17 protein-coding genes are annotated in these 19,506 nt (G+C 73.3%); 10 read left to right on the forward strand and 7 right to left on the reverse strand.

The genetic code is table 11. The annotated features are described in order from the left end of the window. Positions 1 to 8: 8 nt before the first annotated feature. Positions 9 to 1,007: an ABC transporter substrate-binding protein gene (locus GPA10_RS12720; RefSeq protein WP_157165624.1), complete on the reverse strand. Its 999-nt coding sequence runs from the start codon at positions 1,005 to 1,007 to the stop codon at positions 9 to 11. Between the two features lie 149 nt (positions 1,008 to 1,156). Here GPA10_RS12720 and GPA10_RS12725 point away from each other — a divergent pair, with 149 nt between their 5' ends. The 3 genes from GPA10_RS12725 to GPA10_RS12735 all read left to right on the forward strand — a co-directional run bounded on the left by GPA10_RS12725 (position 1,157) and on the right by GPA10_RS12735 (position 3,689). Then, positions 1,157 to 1,939 (forward strand): ABC transporter ATP-binding protein, encoded by a 783-nt coding sequence (locus tag GPA10_RS12725; RefSeq protein ID WP_343040732.1) that lies wholly within the window; start codon positions 1,157 to 1,159, stop codon positions 1,937 to 1,939. A gap of 116 nt (positions 1,940 to 2,055) precedes the next feature. Beyond that, the gene (locus tag GPA10_RS12730) at positions 2,056 to 2,817 is read left to right on the forward strand and encodes a TetR/AcrR family transcriptional regulator (protein WP_343040733.1); all 762 of its coding nucleotides are present in this window, start codon (positions 2,056 to 2,058) and stop codon (positions 2,815 to 2,817) included. Next, complete coding sequence (locus GPA10_RS12735) at positions 2,814 to 3,689, forward strand: fructosamine kinase family protein (protein WP_157165626.1); 876 nt, start codon at positions 2,814 to 2,816, stop codon at positions 3,687 to 3,689. The genes GPA10_RS12730 and GPA10_RS12735 overlap by 4 nt, the downstream gene beginning before the upstream one ends. 40 nt (positions 3,690 to 3,729) lie before the next feature. Here GPA10_RS12735 and bla read toward each other — a convergent pair whose 3' ends face one another. Continuing rightward, on the reverse strand, positions 3,730 to 4,710 hold the full coding sequence (gene bla, locus GPA10_RS12740; protein ID WP_157165627.1) for a class A beta-lactamase: 981 nt from the start codon (positions 4,708 to 4,710) through the stop codon (positions 3,730 to 3,732). A gap of 165 nt (positions 4,711 to 4,875) precedes the next feature. Here bla and GPA10_RS12745 point away from each other — a divergent pair, with 165 nt between their 5' ends. Both GPA10_RS12745 and GPA10_RS12750 read left to right on the forward strand, forming a co-directional pair. Then, complete coding sequence (locus GPA10_RS12745) at positions 4,876 to 5,865, forward strand: LysR family transcriptional regulator (protein WP_343040734.1); 990 nt, start codon at positions 4,876 to 4,878, stop codon at positions 5,863 to 5,865. A gap of 67 nt (positions 5,866 to 5,932) precedes the next feature. Further along, positions 5,933 to 6,835, forward strand: a complete 903-nt coding sequence (locus tag GPA10_RS12750) for a serine hydrolase (protein ID WP_343040799.1) — start codon at positions 5,933 to 5,935, stop codon at positions 6,833 to 6,835. 10 nt (positions 6,836 to 6,845) lie between these two features. On the opposite strand, the gene GPA10_RS12755 is transcribed toward GPA10_RS12750, so the two are convergent. Together GPA10_RS12755 and GPA10_RS12760 are read right to left on the reverse strand one after the other, a co-directional pair. Further along, positions 6,846 to 7,628 (reverse strand): PIG-L deacetylase family protein, encoded by a 783-nt coding sequence (locus tag GPA10_RS12755; protein WP_157165630.1) that lies wholly within the window; start codon positions 7,626 to 7,628, stop codon positions 6,846 to 6,848. Between the two features lie 33 nt (positions 7,629 to 7,661). Further along, the gene (locus GPA10_RS12760) at positions 7,662 to 8,030 is read right to left on the reverse strand and encodes a hypothetical protein (RefSeq protein WP_157165631.1); all 369 of its coding nucleotides are present in this window, start codon (positions 8,028 to 8,030) and stop codon (positions 7,662 to 7,664) included. 368 nt (positions 8,031 to 8,398) lie between these two features. Between GPA10_RS12760 and GPA10_RS12765 the strand changes: the two genes are divergently transcribed. The 5 genes from GPA10_RS12765 to GPA10_RS12785 all read left to right on the forward strand — a co-directional run bounded on the left by GPA10_RS12765 (position 8,399) and on the right by GPA10_RS12785 (position 15,194). Further along, positions 8,399 to 9,814 carry a family 43 glycosylhydrolase gene (locus GPA10_RS12765; RefSeq protein WP_246259054.1) on the forward strand — a complete coding sequence of 472 codons (1,416 nt, stop codon included), beginning with the start codon at positions 8,399 to 8,401 and terminating at the stop codon, positions 9,812 to 9,814. A 254-nt stretch (positions 9,815 to 10,068) separates the two neighbouring features. Further along, the gene (locus GPA10_RS12770; RefSeq protein WP_058847789.1) at positions 10,069 to 11,481 is read left to right on the forward strand and encodes a family 2B encapsulin nanocompartment shell protein; all 1,413 of its coding nucleotides are present in this window, start codon (positions 10,069 to 10,071) and stop codon (positions 11,479 to 11,481) included. 35 nt (positions 11,482 to 11,516) lie between these two features. Then, positions 11,517 to 12,935 (forward strand): family 2 encapsulin nanocompartment cargo protein terpene cyclase, encoded by a 1,419-nt coding sequence (locus GPA10_RS12775; protein WP_198351587.1) that lies wholly within the window; start codon positions 11,517 to 11,519, stop codon positions 12,933 to 12,935. Between the two features lie 16 nt (positions 12,936 to 12,951). After that, positions 12,952 to 13,848, forward strand: coding sequence for a geranyl diphosphate 2-C-methyltransferase (locus GPA10_RS12780; RefSeq protein WP_058847788.1), 897 nt, complete (start codon positions 12,952 to 12,954; stop codon positions 13,846 to 13,848). Between the two features lie 347 nt (positions 13,849 to 14,195). Then, positions 14,196 to 15,194, forward strand: a complete 999-nt coding sequence (locus tag GPA10_RS12785; protein ID WP_157165633.1) for a helix-turn-helix domain-containing protein — start codon at positions 14,196 to 14,198, stop codon at positions 15,192 to 15,194. Positions 15,195 to 15,209: 15 nt separating this feature from the next. Here GPA10_RS12785 and GPA10_RS12790 read toward each other — a convergent pair whose 3' ends face one another. The 3 genes from GPA10_RS12790 to helR all read right to left on the reverse strand — a co-directional run bounded on the left by GPA10_RS12790 (position 15,210) and on the right by helR (position 19,437). Next, positions 15,210 to 16,307, reverse strand: a complete 1,098-nt coding sequence (locus GPA10_RS12790) for a GlxA family transcriptional regulator (RefSeq protein ID WP_157165788.1) — start codon at positions 16,305 to 16,307, stop codon at positions 15,210 to 15,212. Positions 16,308 to 16,369: 62 nt separating this feature from the next. Beyond that, a complete protein-coding gene (locus GPA10_RS12795; protein ID WP_157165634.1) occupies positions 16,370 to 17,023 on the reverse strand; it encodes an HD domain-containing protein in 654 nt (217 codons plus the stop codon). A gap of 230 nt (positions 17,024 to 17,253) precedes the next feature. Further along, entirely contained in the window at positions 17,254 to 19,437 is a 2,184-nt protein-coding gene (helR, locus tag GPA10_RS12800; RefSeq protein ID WP_425505730.1) for an RNA polymerase recycling motor ATPase HelR, read from the reverse strand. Positions 19,438 to 19,506: the final 69 nt, after the last annotated feature.

The raw sequence follows: 19,506 nt of genomic DNA on the forward strand, positions 1-19,506 counted from the left end.
GGCGGGCGTCAGGAGGCGGACAGGGCCTTGGTGATGTCGTCCACGACGACATCACTGGCCAGCGGGCCGCCCCGAGTCGACCACACGGAGCCGTCGACGGTCACCGCGTGCTTCTTCTTCACGGCGTTCAGACCCTTGTAGGCGGGCTTGGACTGCACGTCCTTGAGGGCCTTCTCGCCGTCGGAGGTCAGCGTGGAGAGGAACAGCCAGTCGCCGTCGATCTGGTCGATCTTCTCCAGGCTCAGCGACGGGGTGTGCGCGTTGCCGTCCTTGTCCTGCGCCTTGGGCCGCTTGAGGCCCATCTCCAGGGCGACACCGCTGGCGAACTGCTTCTTCTCCATCCAGCTCGGGCCGTCCGGGTTCCAGCGGACGATGGAGACCTCGGCGCCCTTCGCCGCACCGAGCTTCGCGCCCGCCGCCTTTGCGGCGGTCTCGTGGTCGGAGATGACCTTGTTGGCCTTGTCGAGCTCGTTCACGGCGTTGCCGACACCACGGAAGGACAGCTTCCACTCGTCGGTGGGCGCCATCGTGACGAGCGTTGCCGGGGTGATCTCACGGAGCTGCTTGAGGACCTGCTCGTCCTGCATGTCACCGGCGAGGATCAGGTCCGGCTTGGCGGCGATGACCTTGTCCATGACCGGCTGGAGGAGGTTGCCGACGACGTCGACGCCCTCGACCTTGTCGGCGAGGTAGGCCGGGGGCTTGTTCATGCCCTGGCCGTTGGTGATGCCGACCGGCTTGATCCCGAGCGCGAGGACGGCGTCGAGGTCCTCCTGGGTGAGGGTGACGATGCGCTTGGGGTGCGCGGGCACCTTCACCGCCTTGCCCGTGGCGTCCTTGACCGTGCGGGTCGCCGCCGAACCGGCCTTGTCCGCGCCCCCCTTGCCGTCGTCCGAATCCTTGTCGGAGCCGCAGCCGGTGAGGAGCAGCGCGGCCGCCCCGAGGGCTGCGACTGCCTTGGCCGCACGGCGCGGCGCGAGGAGAGCGGATCTGTGGGGCTGGTTCATCGAAGGCTCCGTGATTCATGGGGACATGACGGTGCGCGGAAACAGGGCCCGGCATGCCGCACCCCTCGCACCGCGAGCTAAGGTTAGCCTTACCTTATAGCCATGGAGGAAGGGGGTTGTCTCGTTCCTCGGGGAGGACGAGGCACACAGTGGAACTGCGCGTGGAGAGACTGACCGCCGGATACGCCGGGCGCACGGTGGTCGACGAGGTCGACCTGACGATCGGATCCGGCCAGGTGGTGGCCGTCGTCGGACCGAACGGCTGCGGCAAGTCCACCCTGCTGCGGACCATGGCCAGGCTCCACGAACCCACATCGGGACGGGTCCTTGCCGGTGACGCCGACGTGTGGCGGATGCGGCAGCGGGAGGCCGCGCACCGCATCGCCCTGCTCCCCCAGTCCCCACAGGCACCGGAGGCCGTCTCCGTGGCGGGCCTGGTGCGGTACGGCCGCCATCCGCACCAGGGCCTGTTCCGCCAGTGGTCCCGCGACGACGAGCGTGCGGTCACCGAGGCACTGGACGCCACCGGCACGGCCGCCCTCGCCGACCGGCGGCTCGACGAGCTCTCCGGCGGGCAGCGCCAGCGCTGCTGGCTCGCCATGGCGCTGGCCCAGGAGACCCCCGTCGTCCTGCTCGACGAACCCACCAGCGCGCTGGACATCGGCCACGCCGTGGAGGTGCTCGACCTGGTGCGCGCCATCGCGGCGGGCGGCCGTACGGTCGTGATGGTCGTGCACGACCTCGCGGCCGCGGCGCGCTACGCCGACACCGTCGTGGCGATGCGGGACGGCCGCGTCGTCGCCTCCGGACCGCCGCGCGAGACCATCGACCCCGCGCTCGTCCGCGAGTTGTACGGCATCGACACCGAGATCCTCTTCGCGTCCTCCGACGGCGCGCCGGTGGTGGTGCCCACCGCGTCGCCGGTCACCTGACGCCGACGCGCCGAGACGCCGCCGAGCCCGTGCTCGCCTCCGTACCATGTGACGGAGCACTGTTCCGCTCGGTCGACGACGACCGGAACGAGCACGGGATCCGGAAGGAGAGCGCGGTGCCCGAAACGAGCCGCCCAGGGCAGAGGCAGGCCGGCCGGAGCGAGCGGGCCGACGCGCGGCGCAACGGACTGGCCCCGCTCGCCGCGGCCGCGGCGGTGTGCGTCACCTCCGGGGCCTCCGGGGCCTCCCGGGCCTCCGGGGTCGATGCGCCTGTCCGCCGGACCGCCACCGAGGCGGGCGCCGGGACGGGCACGTTCCACCGCCACTATCCGACGCGCGCCGGTCTCGTCGTCGCCGTCCACCGCCGCCAGGTCGCCGCCTGCGCCGGAGCGGTCCCGCGCCTCCTCGACAGCGCGACGCCCCCGCCGGCGGCGCTCCGTGCAGGGGCGGACCCGTTCGTCGACTTCCCGGTCACCGGGCACGGACTCGCCCACGCGCCGCGGTCGGACAGCGGCTGCTCCGAAGCACCGTACGACTCCTTCCCCGACCGGCTCGTGCCCGTCTGCGAGCAGTTGCTCGACGCGGGTGCCGGAGCCGGGGAGGCCGGCGTCGGCAACCGCGCCCGCGAACCGGTGCGAGGCGTCGGCACCCGCGCCCGCGAACCGGTGCGAGGCGTCGGCACCCGCGCCCGCGAACCGGTGCGAGGCGTCGGCACCCGCGCCCGCGAACTGGTGCGAGGCGTCGGCAACCTCCGCGTCGGGCATGGCAGCGACCCGCGCCACGACCCGCGCCGCCCCGTCGACCTGCTCCCCGGGGGCCTGCGGCACCAGGACTCCCGGGACGAGGGCCACCCGCGACCGCGGCCCACCACCACATGACCGCCCGCCCCGCCTCCGCCGAGAGTCCCGAGGCCGCGGCGTCCCGCCTCACCGGCCTTCCCGCCGTCCGTGCACGCCCACTCTCCGGAGCGCTCACCGAAGTCGTCCTGGACGGCGGGCGGGTGGTGGTCGTCAAGCACGACGAGAAGCCCGGCGCGATCCGGGCCGAGGCGGCGGGACTGCGCTGGCTCACCGCCACCGGGACGGTGCGCGTGCCCGTGGTGCACGGACACGACGAGCGCCGGCTGGTGATCGACCGGGTCCCGACGGGCCGGGCGGACGTGGACGCCGCGACACGGTTCGGCCGCGACCTGGCCGCCCTGCACGCCTGTGGCGCGCCCGCGTTCGGCGCCGCGCCGCCGGGCGGCCCCGAGGACGCGTACATCGGGCTCGCCCCCCTGCGCAACACGCCCGGCGACGACTGGCCGCACTGGTACGCGGAGCACCGGGTGCTGCCCTATCTGCGCCGCGCGGTCGACGAGGGCACGGTGCGGCCCGCCGAAGCGGCCCTGATCGAGGGCGTCTGCGCGCGGCTGCCCGACGTCGCCGGACCCGCCGAGCCGCCCGCGCGGCTGCACGGCGACCTGTGGAGCGGCAACGTCCTGTGGGGCGCCGACGGACACGTACGGCTGATCGACCCGGCCGCCCACGGCGGCCACCGCGAGACGGACCTCGCGATGCTCCGCCTCTTCGGCTGCCCCCACCTCGACCGCGTCCTGGACGGCTACCAGGAGACGGCGCCGCTCGCCGACGGCTGGCATGACCGCGTCGGCCTGCACCAGCTCTTCCCCCTGCTCGTGCACACGGTGCTGTTCGGCCGGGGCTACGCCGAGCAGGCCGTGGCGGCGGCGCGCTCCGTTCCGCAGGGGTGACGCGGGCGGTACGCCACCACGTGCGGCTCGGGCGAACCGGCTACGGCAGCGCGTCCGCGACCACGGACGCCGATTCGGCGATCAGCCGGTCGTCGGGCGCGGCGTCCTTGTCGGCGCGGTGCGACAGGATCGCCACGACGAGCGGGGCCGCGTCGGGGCGCCACACGACGGCGATGTCGTTGCGGGCGCCGTAGTAGGTACCGGTCCCCGTCTTGTCCCCGACCACCCAGTTCTTCGGCACTCCGGCCCTGATGACGTGGTCACCGGTGGTGTTGGTCTTCAGCCACCGGGTGAGCAGCGCGCGCTGCGGCTCGGCGAGCACGTCGCCGAGCACATAGGCCCGCAGGTCCTTCGCCAGGGCGCGCGGGGTGCTCGTGTCCCGCTTCTCGCCCGGGACCCACCGGCTCAGGAAGGGCTCGATACGCTCCACCCGTGTCACGTGGTCCCCGAGCCGCTCCAGGGCTGCGTCGAGGCCCTTGGGCCCGCCGAGCTCGTCGAACAGGAGGTTGGCCGCGGTGTTGTCGCTGTAGCGGACGGCCGCGTCGCACAGGGCGCGCAGACTCATGCCCGTGTCGACGTGCTTCTCGGTCACGGGCGAGTTGGCGAGCAGATCGTCCTTGGAGTACTTCACCACCCTGTCCATCCCCGCGAGGGTGTTCTTGCGCAGCACGGCACCGGCGGCGAGCGCCTTGAACGTGGAGTTGTACGCGAAGCGCCTGCCGTCGTTGTAGGCCACCTCGCGTCCGGTGCCGGTGTCGACGGCGTACACCCCGAGCCGCGCGTCGAACTTGCGCTCCAGTTGCTTGAACGCCTGGGCGTACGGCTTCGTGGCCGGCGTCGGCCGCCCGGAGACGGCCGAGGTGTGCGACGCCCCCGAGGTCCCCTGAGCCGTCCCGCCGGACGTCCTGGGGGACTTCGACGACGCCGCCGGGGATTCGTCCTGGCCGCAGGCGACGAGCGGGACGAGGGCGAGTGCGGTGAGCGCGCCGACGACGGCACGCCGGGCACGGGTGTACTGCATGGTCCAAACCTCCAGGGCGCCCCGCGCGCGGGGCACAGGGGGACGGCGCGGCACGGCCCGTCCCGGTGCGGTGATCAGTGCCGGAACCACCTTCGCCGCGGAGCTGCCATGCGGTCCAATACGCTTCCGCGCGGTTTCATGCCGTTCTGGCATAGGGTGCGGGCTGTGGATCTCGTGGGGGCGTGTCGCGCGTTCGTCAGCGTCAGTGAGCGCGGCAGTTTCACCGTCGGTGCCGCCGCGGCCCGGATGTCGCAGTCGGTGGCGAGCCGTCGGGTCGCCGCCCTTGAGGAGCGCTTCGGCGAGCCGCTGTTCGAGCGGACCTCGCGGCGGGCGGTCCTGACCCCCTTCGGCCGGGACCTGCTGCCGACGGCCCGGCAGCTGGTGCGGGCCGCCGATGTGCTGCTGCACGAGGCGGAGGCCGTCAGACACAAGCCGTGGCGGTTCGCGGTGCCCGGCGTCTGCTCCACCGCCGCCCTGGCCCGCCTCGTCGCCGACGCGCGCCACCAGGGCGTCACCCTCGACCTGCGCGTCGAGGGGCCCGCGCGGCGCAGGGAGCTCCTCGACGCCCAGCAGGTGCGGGCCGCGCTGCTCGCGGTGCCCGCCGACGAGGCCGCGTGGTCCGTGCCGCTCGGCCTCGCCACCGCCGAGGACCCCGGCGTGCAGCGCGTCTACGTGGAGACGCTGCGGCTCCGGCGCGGGTCGCCGGGCCCGGCCCGGCGCATCTGGATCCAGCCCGAGGACGACGTACCGCACATCAGGGACCCGCTGACCCGGCTGCGCGACGCGCTCGGCCTGCGCCCCGCCCAACTCGTCGCCGCCGAGCAGCTGACGACCGCCGCCGCGGAGGTCCTGTGCGGCGACGACCTGCTGCTGTGCTCCGCCGCGCAGGCCGCGGAGCTCGGCCTGACCTGGCGTCCCGTCGGCGAACTCGCGCTCGGCCGCGGGTACGCCGTCGAAGCCGCGGCGGACGGCAACCCCCGGCACGTCCGGGTGCGACTCGGTGCGGCCGTCGCCCGCTGCCTCGGCGCGGACACACGGGTGCCGGCCCAGGAGGCGACCGCGCCAGGTGCGACCGCGCAGAGGTCGACCGCGCCAGGTGCGACCGCACGGGAGGCGACCGCGCCAGGCGCGACCGCACAGGAAGGGACAGCGTGAGGGACAGCGTGAACGGCGGCATGAACAGCGGCAAGTACCGCGGCGTGACAGCGCTATGAACGGCGGCATCAACACCGAGGCGCTGCTGCGCGACCTGCGCGGCGAGTTGCACGACGGCGGACTGCGCTGCTGCGTCCTCGTACGCGACCTGGAATCGGGCGACGAGATCGGCCTCGAACCCGACACTCCGCTGCCCGTCGCCTCCCTCGTCAAGATTCCCCTGGCGCTCGCGACGGTGGAACGCATCCGGCGGGGCGAGATCGACGGGGCGACGGCGCTGGACGTGGAGCCCGGCAGGATCACCACGCCCGGACCCACCGGCGTGAGCCGCTTCCGCCACCCGGCCCGCATAGCCGTCGACGACCTGCTGTATCTGAGCACGTCGGTGAGCGACAACTCGGCGGGCGACGCGCTGTTCGACCTCACCCCGCCCGCGCGGGTCGCCGCCATCATCGAGGAGTTCGGGCTGCGCGGCCTCACCGTCCGGCACAGCCTGCGCGCGCTGTCCGACACCCCGACGGAGCGCTTCGCCGCCGAGCAGGTCCACCTCGCGCACTCCTTGGCCATCGACGCGGGCACCGGCGGCCGCGGCCACCGCATCCCCCAGCTCGACACCACCCGCGCCAACACCGGCAGCGCCCGCGCCTGCGTCGAACTGCTGCAGGCCCTGTGGACCCCCTCGAAGATCCCCCCGGAGGTGGCAGGGCGGGTCCGGGAGCTGATGGCCCACAACCTCATCCGGCACCGGCTGGCGCCGGACTTCAGTTCCGACGCGACGGCCTGGTCGTCCAAGACCGGCACGCTGCTCAACCTGCGCCACGAGATCGGCGTCGTCGAGCACGCGGACGGCCAGGCCTTCGCCGTCGCCGTGCTCACCGAGTCCCTGGTCCCCGCGAGCACCCAGTTCGGCGCGGACGCCCTCATGGCGTACGTGGCCCGCACCTTGCGGGACCATCTGCGACAGCTCTAGGCAGCGGGCTTCAGACGGTCGCGGTCAGTTCAGTGCGGACGTGATACGCGGAGCCCTGCGGGACTTCGGGGGCGAGGCCCTGGCGGATGTACCACTCGGTGCCGAGCAGGCGCTCCCGCGCGTCCTGCGGCAGGGCGGCGACCAGGCCCGGTACGGCTCCGCGTGCCACCTCCGTACGGTGCGCGAGCACGGCGGCGGTCTTCTGCTCCAGCCACGGGCGGACGTCGACGACCGTGGTGACCAGTTCGTCGGGAACGCTGTACACCGTCTTGTGCGCGCCCACCACCTCCGTCAGCGCCCGCACCGCCGAGTGCGGATGGGTGGCCAGATAGAGGGCGCCCGGCCGCCAGGGGGCACCGGCTTCCGGGCAGAGCTGTCCCAGCCCGGCCGCCTGGGCGGCGAGCGTGGTCACGCGGTGGGTGTGCACGTGGTCCTCGTGCCCGGAGACGCCGCCGTAGGCGTCATGCGTGACGACGACCTCCGGCCGGAACTCCCTGATGTGCGCCACGAGGCGCCGCACCGACTCGTCGAGGGGCGCGTCACGGAACCGCGCGCTGTCCGGGGCCGACCGCGGTGCGCGGGCGTCGGCGTAGCCGAGCATCCGGGGCGGTCCCGCGCCGAGGATCCGCAGCGCCTCGGCCAGCTCGGCGGCGCGCCGCGTGTCCGCGGCCCACGTCGCCGTGACGACCGCGGTGCGGGCGCCCGCGGCCGCGTGCCGGGCGAGCACCCCGCCCGCGGACAACGACTCGTCGTCCGGGTGGGCGAAGACCGCGAGCAGGCTCGGCACGGGCATGGACGGACCGCCTTCCAGCGTGGAGGGGTCGGATCATAGCCCCCGGGCGCCGGCCTCGACGGGCATCCGGCCGGCGTCGAAGAGGCACCCGTGCGGCTCCTCGTGCAGCGGCACCACGGCACGCACCGCGCCGAACGCCGCCGACGTGGCCCGCCGGGCGATCTCCGACGTGGTGCCGTCCGCCTCGGTCCACTGACAGGTGAGCGCGCGGTAGTCGTCGACGGCGGCCTCGACGGCCTTGGTCATGCGCCGGTGCAGCGCGATCTCGCGGTCGGCGGCGGGGCGGGCGTACAACGCCCTTATCGCGGCGCGGAGTTCGGCGGCCTCGTCGGGCAGCAGGGTGCCTCTCTCACCGCGGTCGACGAGGAGGAGCAGCTGGCGGAGAGCGTAGGGCTCGTTCATGGGTCGCCTCCTGGAGGGTGGGCCCGGCCGGGCGGGCCGCCGAGACTTTCGCCCGCCGTCGCGGTGCGGGGCGAGCGTGATCACCGCATACCCATCGATCACGTCCTCCCACCCCTTTCGGGCGATCTTCTGTGCGGATGTGCGGACACGGCGGGTGTCGGCACACGCGGGCGGCGGATGCCGGGATGACCGACGGCGGATGCCGGGACAACTGGACGGCGGATGCCGGCGGGCCGACGCGGCGGTGTCCCGGAGACCGGTGGCGCGTTGATCGGTCGACACTGCCGACTCGTCCCCTGTGCGGACCGGTTCGGGTACGGGCCCGCAGCCGTGAGCCCCCTGCGACCGGTGCCGCGGGAAGGAACCCCATGCGACGTCGTGTCGCGGCCTGCGGACTCACCGCCGCCGCCCTGATCCTGATGCCGGTCCTCGGCCAGGCGCAGGCGGGCCCCCGCCTCCCGGCCGCCGCCGCACGGGTGACGTCCGCGCCGCCGGCGTCCGCGCCGGTGGCGGCGGCCCCCGCCGACGGCCCCGTGCTCGACCGGAACTTCCCCGACCCCGACATCGTGAAGGTCGGCCCCACCTACCACGCGTACGCCACCAACGGCGCCGGACAGCACATCCAGCACGCCACGTCCACCGACCTCACCCACTGGCGCGCCGACACCGCCGACGTCCTGCCCGCGCTCGGCGCCTGGGCCGTGCCCGACCGCGGCCTCGTGTGGGCGCCTGAGGTGTACGACAACGGCTCCGGTTTCACCATGCACTACACGGCCCACGACCGCGCGAGCGACCGGCAGTGCGTCGGCGTCGCGCTGGCGCCGTCACCGGACGGGCCGTTCCGGCCGGTCGGCGACGGACCGCTGATCTGCCCGGCCGCGGAGGGCGGCGCCATCGACGCGGCCTCCTACACGGAGGCCGGGCAGCGGTACGTGCTGTGGAAGAACGACGGCAACTGCTGCGGCCTCGGCGCCGACACCTGGCTGCGCCTCCAGCCGACGTCGTGGGACGGCACCCGCCTCACGGGCGCCGCCACCCGCCTCGTCAAGCAGGACAGGGAGTGGGAGGGCCCGCTGGTGGAGGCGCCGACCCTCGTCCGGCGCGGCGGCCGTCATGTCCTGTTCTACTCGGCCCACTTCTACAGCCGCGACCAGTACCGCACCGGGTACGCGGTCGCGGAGCGGCTCACCGGCCCGTACACCAAGGCCGCCGGGCCGCTGATGACGACGGCCGGTTTCTCCGGAGCGGTCCGCGGCCCCGGCGGCCAGGACGTGGTGACCGGCCCCGACGGCCGCGACCGCATCGTCTTCCACGGCTGGAACGCCGACTACACCCAGCGGTTCCTGTACGCCGCCGACCTCGCCTTCGCGGACGGCCGTCCGGTGGTGCGGGGCAGCAAGAGGTTCCACGAGGCGGAGGACGCCCGCGTCGGGCACGCCGTCGTCCGGGACGCCCCCCTCGCCTCGGGCGGCAGGGCGGTCGGCGGGATCGACCACGCCGACAGCCACGTCGAGTTCCGGGTCTTCGCCGCGTCGGCGGGCACGCACACGCTGTTCGTGCGCTACGGCAACGGCTCCCTGGACGGCGCGGGCGCCCCGGTCGCCGCCGCCCACCGGCTCACGGTGAACGGCGCGGCGGCCGGCGTCGTCCCCTACCCGCACACCGGCTGGGACCGCTGGCGGTCGACGGCCGGAACTCCCCTGCTCCTGCGGGCGGGTTGGAACACCGTACGACTGGCCAAGGACGCCTACTACGCGGAACTGGACGGCGTGGACGTGGCCTGAGCGGGCATGCCACACCGCGTGATCTCGGCTGAAATCCGCCGGTAGGCAGGCAAACATCGCGCGGGCACGATCATCGTATCGAGTTAATGTCGTCAGTTTTCCTTGGCCCGGCGGGCGAAGTGGCCACTAGGGTTCCCGTGGATCTGGACGGATTCCCGTCCGTATACGCCTATATCTCGTTTACCCCTGTTCCTTCCGTTGCCGGTGACGCGCACCTACACGCGTCACTCCGCCGAGCAAGGAGAGCTCGCCCGATGACTGTTGACTCGAGCCCGGAAACGCGAGTGGAGCCGCCGCGGCAGACCAGCCTGGGCACGGCGGCCGCCCGCAACCTCGCCAGCACGACCAAGTCCGCCCCGCAGATGCAGGAGATCACCTCCCGCTGGCTGCTGCGGATGCTCCCCTGGGTGGAGACCAAGGGCGGGGTCTACCGCGTGAACCGCCGTCTGACCCACACCGTCGGCGACGGCACCGTGGAGTTCGTCCAGGACGGCTCCGACGTCCGTGTGATCCCCCGCGAACTCGGCGAACTGGCGCTGCTGCGCGGCTTCGACGACGTGGACGTGCTGACCGCCATCGCCGACCGGTGCGTGCAGCGCGACTTCCGGGTCGGCGAGACGCTGGCCGAGCGCGGGGCGCCCGCGGACCACCTGCATCTGATCGCCCACGGCCGCGTCAGCCAGACCTCGGCAGGCCCGTACGGCGAGGAGGTGGCCCTCGACGTGCTCGCCGACGGCGACCGGTTCGGCGAGCACGCCCTCCTGGACGAGGACGCCCGCTGGGACCAGACCGCCACCGCCGAGACCTCCGGCACCCTGCTGACCCTGTCCCGCGCCGACTTCGAGGCCGTGGTGTCCTCGGCCCCGGCCCTGCGGGGCCACCTGGAGGAGTTCAGGTCGCGCGCGCAGCGCCGGCAGAACCACCGCGGCGAGGCGGAGATCGCCATGTCCGCCGGTCACACCGGCGAACACGAACTGCCCGGCGCGTTCGTGGACTACGAACTGAAACCCCGCGAGTACGAACTCTCCGCCGCGCAGACCATCCTGCGCGTCCACACGCGGGTCGCCGACCTCTACAACGGCCCGATGAACCAGACGAAGGAGCAACTCCGGCTCACCATCGAGGCGCTGCGGGAGCGCCAGGAGCACGAGCTGGTCAACAACCGGGAGTTCGGCCTGCTCCACAACGCCGACTTCAAGCAGCGCATCCAGCCGCACTCGGGCACGCCGACCCCCGACGACCTGGACGAACTGCTCTGCCGCCGCCGCGGCTCCAAGCTCTTCCTCGCCCACCCGAAGACGATCGCCGCGATCGGGCGCGAGTTCAACTCCCGCGGGATCTACCCCGACCACGTCGACCTCGGCGGCCAGCTGGTGCCCGCCTGGCGCGGGGTCCCGATCCTGCCCTGCAACAAGATTCCCATCACCAAGGAGAAGACCAGCTCGATCCTGTGCATGCGCACCGGCGAGGACAACCAGGGCGTCATCGGTCTGCACCAGACCGGCCTGCCCGACGAGTACGAACCGGGGCTGTCGGTCCGCTTCATGGGCCTGAACGAGCAGGCGATCACCTCCTACCTCGTCACCACCTACTACTCCGCCGCGATCCTCGTGCCGGACGCGGTCGGCGTCCTGGAGAACGTGCAGATCGCCCGCTGGGGCAGGTAGTGGATCCGGCCGCCCGCCCCACCAGGGAGCCATGGATGCCCGCGGACGCGCCGCGGACACCCGCGCACGCGCCCGAGCCGACGCCTTCGCGGCAGGTGCCAGCACAGCCGGAGCCTCCACAGCAGGAATCTCCTCAGCAGGACTCTCCCCAGCTGGAATCCCGGCAGTCGGAACCCGCGGAGTCGCACCCTCCGCAGTCGCACCCCCCGGAGTCGATCCTGCCCGAGGTCGTCGCCCCCTTCGGGGCGCGTGTCCTCGCCGAGGCGGCGGCCCGTGCCTGCGACGTCAGAGCCGTCTTCGGGGATCCGGTCGGCGCGTCGTCGCCGCCCGCGCCGGAGCCCGACCTGGCCCGGATCCTGCGCGGCCCCAGCGGACTCGGCACGGCCGGTCTGCGCCTGGTCCCGAGGGAGGAACCGGCGCCGCCCGCCGAGGCCCCCGGGGAAGGGCCAGGGGAGGCCCCGCCCGCCGCGGCGGAGGGGACGCCGATCCCCGGGCTCTACCACCACCCGGTGCCCGACCCCGACCCGGTACGGGTCGAGGAGGTCAGCCGCAGGATCAAGTCCTGGGCGATCGACGAGGTCTCCCTGTATCCCGACGACTGGGAGGAGGAGTTCGACGGCTTCTCCGTGGGCCGCTACATGGTCGCCTGCCATCCGGACGCCCCCACCGTCGACCACCTGATGATCGCCACCCGTCTGATGGTGGCCGAGAACGCGGTGGACGACTGCTACTGCGAGGACCACGGAGGCTCACCCGACGGTCTCGGTGAACGCCTGCTCCTCGCGCACACGGCCCTCGACCCGCTGTACACGACGCAGGAGTACCAGCCGCAGTGGGCGCGGTCCCTGCACGCGGACGCGCCCCGGCGCGCCTACCGCTCCGCCATGGAGTACTTCGTCCAGGCGGGCAGCGCCTCCCAGGCCGACCGGTTCCGGCACGACATGGCCCGGCTGCACATGGGCTACCTCGCCGAGGCGGCCTGGGCCAAGGAGGACCGCGTACCCGAGGTGTGGGAGTACCTGGCGATGCGCCAGTTCAACAACTTCCGCCCCTGCCCCACCATCACCGACACCGTCGGCGGCTACGAACTCCCGGCGGACCTGCACGCACAGCCAGCCATGCAGCGGGTCATCGCACTCGCGGGCAACGCGACGACCATCGTGAACGACCTCTACTCGTACACCAAGGAACTCGACTCGCCGGGCCGGCACCTGAACCTGCCGGTCGTGATCGCCGACCGCGAGGGCCTCTCGGAGCGGGACGCCTATCTGAAGTCGGTCGAGGTCCACAACGACCTCATGCGCGAGTTCGAGACCGCGGCCGCGGAGCTGACCGCGGCCCTGCCCGTACCGAGTGCACAGCGCTTCCTGCGCGGCGTGGCCACGTGGGTCGACGGCAACCACTACTGGCACCGGACCAACACCTACCGCTACAGCCTGCCCGACTTCTGGTAAGAGAATGGATTCATCTGTGACAAGCACCGAACTCACCGCCACGTCGAGCGGCACCTCCGGCACCTCCCTGCGCATCCCGGGCCCCGCGACGCCCTACCAGGGCGACATCGCCCGGTACTGGGACGGCGAGGCCAGGCCCGTGAACCTGCGTCTCGGTGACGTCGACGGCCTCTACCACCACCACTACGGCATCGGGGAGGTGGACCACGCCGCGCTCGGTGACGCCGAGGACAGCGAGAGCGAGAAGAAGCTGATCGCCGAGCTGCACCGCCTGGAGTCGGCCCAGGCCGAGTTCCTCCTGGGCCACCTCGGGGACATCGGCCGTGACGACACCCTGGTGGACGCCGGCTGCGGCCGCGGCGGTTCGATGGTGATGGCGCACCAGCGCTTCGGCTGCAAGGTGGAGGGCGTGACGCTGTCCGCCAAGCAGGCCGCCTTCGCCAACAACCGGGCCCGCGAACTGCGCATCCAGGACCACGTCCGCGCCCGCGTGTGCAACATGCTCGCCATGCCGTTCGCGACCGGGGAGGCGGCGGCCTCGTGGAACAACGAGTCGAGCATGTACGTCGACCTGCAGGACCTGTTCGCCGAGCACGCGCGCGTCCTCGGCGTCGGCGGCCGCTATGTGACCATCACCGGCTGCTGGAACCCGCGGTACGGCCAGCCCTCGAAGTGGGTCTCGCAGATCAACGCGCACTTCGAGTGCAACATCCACTCGCGCCGTGAGTACCTGCGCGCCATGGCCGACAACCGCCTGGTGCCGCAGGCCGTCGTCGACCTCACGCCCGACACCCTGCCGTACTGGGAGCTGCGGGCCACGTCCTCGCTGGTCACGGGAATTGAGGACGCGTTCATCAACTCCTACAAGGACGGCTCCTTCCAGTACCTCCTGATCGCGGCCGACCGGGTCTGACCTCCTCGCCGGATGCGCGTACGGGGACCGCGTACGAGGACCGCACGCGGGGGCCCGCGCGCGGACTCCCGGGCACCGGGCACCTGGAGCGGCCACGCCCTCCAGGTGCCCGATCAGCCGTCTCGTACCGGCGTCCCCGGGGCCCGCTGCGCGCCGTCACCCGTAGAGGTGATTCGTGCGGCCCGTGATCCGAGGTTTCTCCGGGGCCCGCGCCCCCCTGCCACCGCGCGCCCCTTGCTTCCGGCAGGCCGTGATACATACATTCCCGACCTGCTGGGACATGTCCGTCCCGCACCAGGGAGCAGCGGGCCGTTCGCCGTTGCCGGCCAGCCAGGGAGCCGTTCTCGATGACCGACCGCGGACGAGGGGAACACACCGCGGCGGCGCGGCGGTTGGGCGGGGCGCTGCGTGCCCTGCAACAGCGTTCGGGGCGCACGCTGCGCAGCCTGGAGGAGCAGGTGCGGATCAGCGACTCGTCGCTCTCGCGCTACTTCCGCGGGGACACCGTGCCGCCCTGGCCCGTGGTGCGCGACGTGTGCCGGGCCCTCGGCGGTGACCCCACCGAGTACCGGGTCCTGTGGGAGGCGGCCGACCGCAGCCGGCCGGAGCCGCTGCCCGAACCCGCCGCCGCTCCCCCGCCCGCCGCTCCCCCGCCGCCCGCTGCCGTCCAGGGCGTCCGGGCCGCCCGCGCGTTCGTACGGGCCGGGCTCAACGGCCGGTGGACCTGCGCCGCGGCCGGTGCGGCGGCCGGTCTGCTCACCGGCGTCCTCGTCACCGTGCTCGTCCTCCCCCAGGACTCCCCGCCCGGCTCGCGCGCGGCAGCGCCCGCCTCGTCCACCGGACCCACCCTCCCGGTCCTGCCCGCGCACCCCTCGCAGACCTCCGCGCCCTTCCCGCCCGCCCGTCCCGCCGACACCCTCGCGAAGGCCCCGCCCGGGGACGGCCCCACGTACACCGAGAGCGCGGGAGCCACGAGGCCGCCCGAGGCCACGCGGATCTTCGTCAGCCGGGCCACGGGCAACTGCCTGGACGACAGCCTCGACAAGGGGCTGCGCTCCTACGCGTGCAACGGGATGCCGTACCAGTGGTGGACCGTCCGCCGGTACGCCGACGGCGCGCGCCAGCTCCGCAACCACGCCACGGGCAAGTGTCTCGACCACGACCCGGCCGACCTGCGCACCGCGCGGTGCGGGGCGGCGCCCTCGCAGAAGTGGGTGTTCGCTCCGGGGCACGACGAGGCGGTCGGCCTCAGGAACGCGGACACCGGACGGTGCCTGGAGGACGACGGGCGCGCCGGTCTGCGGGCCGTGCGCTGCTCGCCCACACGCCAGCAGAAGTGGGCGTGAGCGCCCGCCGTCCCGTCAGGGGGCGGCAGCGGCCATGCGGTCGTCCTCCTCGTGGTCGGCAGCGGCGGTACGGTCGGCCTCCCCGGGGTCGGCAGCGGCGGTACGGTCGGCCTCCCCGAAGTCGGCGGTGGTGCTGCGGAAGCGCGCCCGGTACACCGTGGGCGCGATGCCCAGCTGGTCCTTGAAGGCCCGGCGCAGTGACTCCGACGAACCGAATCCGGCGCGCCGGGCGACCTCTTCGACACTGTCGGACCCCGCCTCCAGGAGCGCCTGGGCGGCTTCGAGGCGCGCCGCCTCGACGTACTGTCCTGCCGTCGTGCCGGTCTCCGCGCGGAAGAGCCGCCCCAAGTGCCGTGCGCTCACACCTGCCCGGCGTGCCAGCGAGTCGACGCTGTGGTCCTCCGTGGGATCGGCGGTGACCGCGTCCATCGCCCGGCGCACCACCGACCCCTCGGCCGTCTCCGGCGCGAGCCGTCTGCTGAACTGCGACTGGCCGCCGGGCCGCGCCATGAAGACGACCAGTTCGCGGGCGACGCTCCGCGCGACGCGCGCGCCGTGGTCGTCCTCGACGAGGGCGAGGGCCAGGTCGATGCCCGCGGTCACCCCGGCCGAGGTCACCACGGGGCCGTCGCGCACGAACAGCGGGTCCTCGGCGACCCGCACCCGCGGGTAGGCGCCCGCCAGTTCCCCGGCCAGTTCCCAGTGCGTCGCCGCACGCCGGCCGTCCAGGAGCCCGGCCTCGGCGAGGACGAACGCCCCCGCGCACACGGAGGTGATCCGTGGCGTGCGGGCGGCGAGGGCCGCGGTCAGGCCCACCAGTTCGGTGTCGGCGACCGCGTGCCGCCAGTCCCGGCGGCCGGGCACGACCAGGGTGCCGATGCGGCGCGGCAGGTCGGACGGCGCGCCGTCCACCCCCACGCGCACGCCGGAGGAGGTGCGGACGTCGTGTCCGGTCGGGGAGACGACGCGCAGGTCGTAGCGGGCGCCGTGGGAGTTGGCGGTGGTGAGGACCTCGGCGGGGCCGCTCACGTCGAGGAGCTGGACGCCGTCGAAGGCGAGGAGAGCGACGACGTGCCGGGCCGCCCTGCCCGCACCCGGGCCGCCCGCTCGCAGCGCCCTGCCCCCTCGCGCCGTCCCGCCCCCGCGCGCCGTCCCGCCCGCGCGGCCCTGCCCGCTCACTCCGCCCACGGCGACTCCAGGATGGTGCGGACGAAGTCTCCGCGTTCGAAGCCGGGTACGTGGTGTTCCAGGACGTCGGCCTTCACGTTGCCGAACGTCGTCTCCGGCTTGCGGCGGACGCCCTCGGTGAACGCCTCCAGGATCCGCCGCTTGAAATCCGGGCGGGGGTGCAGGGCCACCACGGCGGCGCGGTCGGCCGCGGAGAGGTCGTCGTAGCCGATGCCGAGGACGTCGTACTCCACACCGGCGGTCACCAGGGCGACCTCGGGTTCCATGTACGCGGGGACACCGGGGGTGGTGTGCAGGGCGATGGCCGTCCACACCCGCCGGATGCTGTCCTCGGGCAGGTCGTGGCCGCGCAGGAACCGCTTCGCCTCCTCGGCGCCGTCGATCTCGAAGCGCCGCCCGCTGCCGTGGAAGTCCCGACCGAGCCCCACGTCGTGGAACATCGCGCCGACGTACAGCAGCTCCGGATCGAAGCTCAGGCCGCGGCCCGCGCCCTGCAGTGCGCCGAAGAAGTACACCCGGCGCGAGTGGTGGTAGATCAGTTCGCTCGTGGTGTCCCGGATCAGCTCCGTGGCCTCCCTGGCCACCTTCGTGTCCGGAACGGCGATGTCCGCGGCCTGCGCCCGCGTGCCCGTGTTCGTCATGGCTCGCTGCCTCACGTGGTCGATGGCTCCGTCTCCCCTGCACTTGAAGCATCGCGCCGCGCGGAGGGCGTCGCCATGGCGGTCCGGCCGTATGTCCCACAGATACGGACACACGGCCGGGCGGACCTCGGGTTCCGACGGGCCTCAGGAACCGGCAGACACAGGCCTCAGGAACCGGCAGACACGGGCGTCAGGAACTGGCAGACACGGGCGTCAGGAACTGGCGGGCCTCAGGAACTGGTGAGGATGACCAGTCGGCTGGTGGCCCTGGTCATCGCGACATAGCGGTCGACCGCTCCTTCGACGCCCTCGCCGAACGCGTCGGGGTCGACAAGGACGACCAGGTCGAATTCGAGCCCCTTCGACAGCTGGGGAGTCAGCGACCGGACCCGGGCGGTCTCCTGGAACGTGGGGTCGCCGATGACGCAGGCCGTCCCCTCGGCGTGCGCGGCCAGCCAGGTGTCGAGGACCGACGCCAGCTCCGTGACGGAGCCGTGCACGACGGGGACGTCGCCGCTGCGGATCGACGTCGGCACGTTGGCGTCGGGGAGCACGGCGCGGATGACGGGCTCGGCTTCCGCCATCACCTGCTCCGGGGTCCGGTAGTTGACGGTGAGGGACGCCACCTCGATCCGGTCGAGGCCGATCCGCTCCAGGCGCTCCCGCCACGACTCCGTGAAACCGTGCCTGGCCTGGGCCCGGTCCCCGACGATGGTGAAGCTCCGGGACGGGCAGCGCAGCAGCAGCATCTGCCACTCCGCGTCGGTCAGCTCCTGCGCCTCGTCCACGACGACGTGCGCGAACGGCCCGGCGAGCAGATCCGCGTCGGTGGTGGGGAGCTCGGCCTCGTCGACCAGGCTGACCTGGGCGTCCTGGCCGCGCAACATCGTCACCAGGCCTTCGCCATCGTCGCCGTCCGCGCCCGATGACGACGCCGCGTCGATCAGGTTGTCGACGACCTGCGCCATGCGTTCGCGCTGGGTGGCGAGGATCGCCTCCTGCCGGCGCTTGCGGCGGGTGGCCCCCGGGTCGCCGAGCCGCTGCCGTGCCGCGTCGAGAAGCGGCAAGTCGGACACCGTCCAGGCCTGCGGGGCGGCCTTGCGCTGGAGTCTGCGCACCTCGTCGGCCGTGAGCCAGGGGGCGCACAGCCGCAGATAGGCCGGTACCGTCCACAGGTCCGAGACCAGGTCGGCCGCTTCGAGGAGCGGCCAGGCGCGGTGCAGGGTGTCCAGGAGTTCCTCGTCGTAGCGCAGCGAGGCACGGAACTCGTGGATCGGGACGTCGCCGCCGAGCTTGTCGAGGAGGATCGCGACCAGTTCCTCCCAGATCTGCTCGCGCCCCTCGTTGTGGGGGGTGCCGGGGTCCGGTGCCTCGAACGCCTCGGCCCAGTCGTCGGCGCTCAGCCGGATGTCGCCCCAGTCGGTCGAGACCGTCATGCCCTTCGCCGGCGGCTCCTCGTAGATCGCGACGGCCTTCTCGATCGCCTTCACCATGTCCGCGGACGACTTCAGACGGGCGACTTCCGGTTCGCGCTCGTCCGGCGCCGTGGCGCCCTCGGCGACGAGGTCCCGTACGAGGCAGGTCTGCACGCCCTCCTCGCCGAGACTCGGCAGGACGTCGGCGACGTACGCCAGATAGGGCCGGTGCGGGCCGACGAACAGCACGCCGCCCTTGCGGTGGCCGAGGCGGGGGTCGGAGTAGAGCAGGTAGGCGGAGCGGTGCAGGGCGACCACGGTCTTGCCCGTGCCCGGCCCGCCGTCGACGACGAGGGCGCCACGGGAGCCCGCGCGGATGATGGCGTCCTGGTCGGACTGGATGGTGGCGAGCACGTCGCGCATCCGGTCCGACCTGCTGCTGCCGAGGCTCGCGACGAAAGCGGACTGGTCGTCGAGCGCGGCGCGCCGTTCAAGGCCGTCGGCGGTGAACACCTCGTCCCAGTAGTCGCTGATCCGGCCGCCCGTCCAGCGGTATCTGCGGCGGCTCACGAGGCCCATCGGGTGGGCGTGGGTCGCAGCGAAGAAGGGCTCCGCCGCGGGCGAGCGCCAGTCGACGAGGAGCCGGTTCCCGTCGCTGTCGGTGAGGCCGAGCCGGCCGATGTAGACGGGCTCGGGGCCGTCGGCGGTGACGACGCGCCCGAGGCACAGGTCGAGGCCGAAGCGGCGCAGGGCGCGCAGGCGGCCCGTGAGGCGGTGGACCTCCGCGTCCCGGTCCATCGCCTGCCTGCCGGTGCCGCCGGGAGCCTTGAGTTCGGCGTCGAGGCGGTCGGACAGTTCGGCGACGGCCTGCTCGACGCTCGCGGCGACGGCCGAGAAGTGCGTCTCGTCACCGGCGATCAGCGTCGGGTCGGCCTTGGCGGAGAGTCGGTCGGGCAGGTCGAAGACGCCGGTGTTCAGGGGGCTGGCTGACGGCAGCACGTGCACTTCGGGAGACTCCCATGTCCGCAGGTTCGGGGTGTGGCCTGCGATTTTGCGGTACGACGGGGG

Origin of the sequence: Streptomyces typhae (assembly GCF_009755605.1) — a bacterium.
Taxonomy (GTDB): domain Bacteria; phylum Actinomycetota; class Actinomycetes; order Streptomycetales; family Streptomycetaceae; genus Streptomyces; species Streptomyces typhae.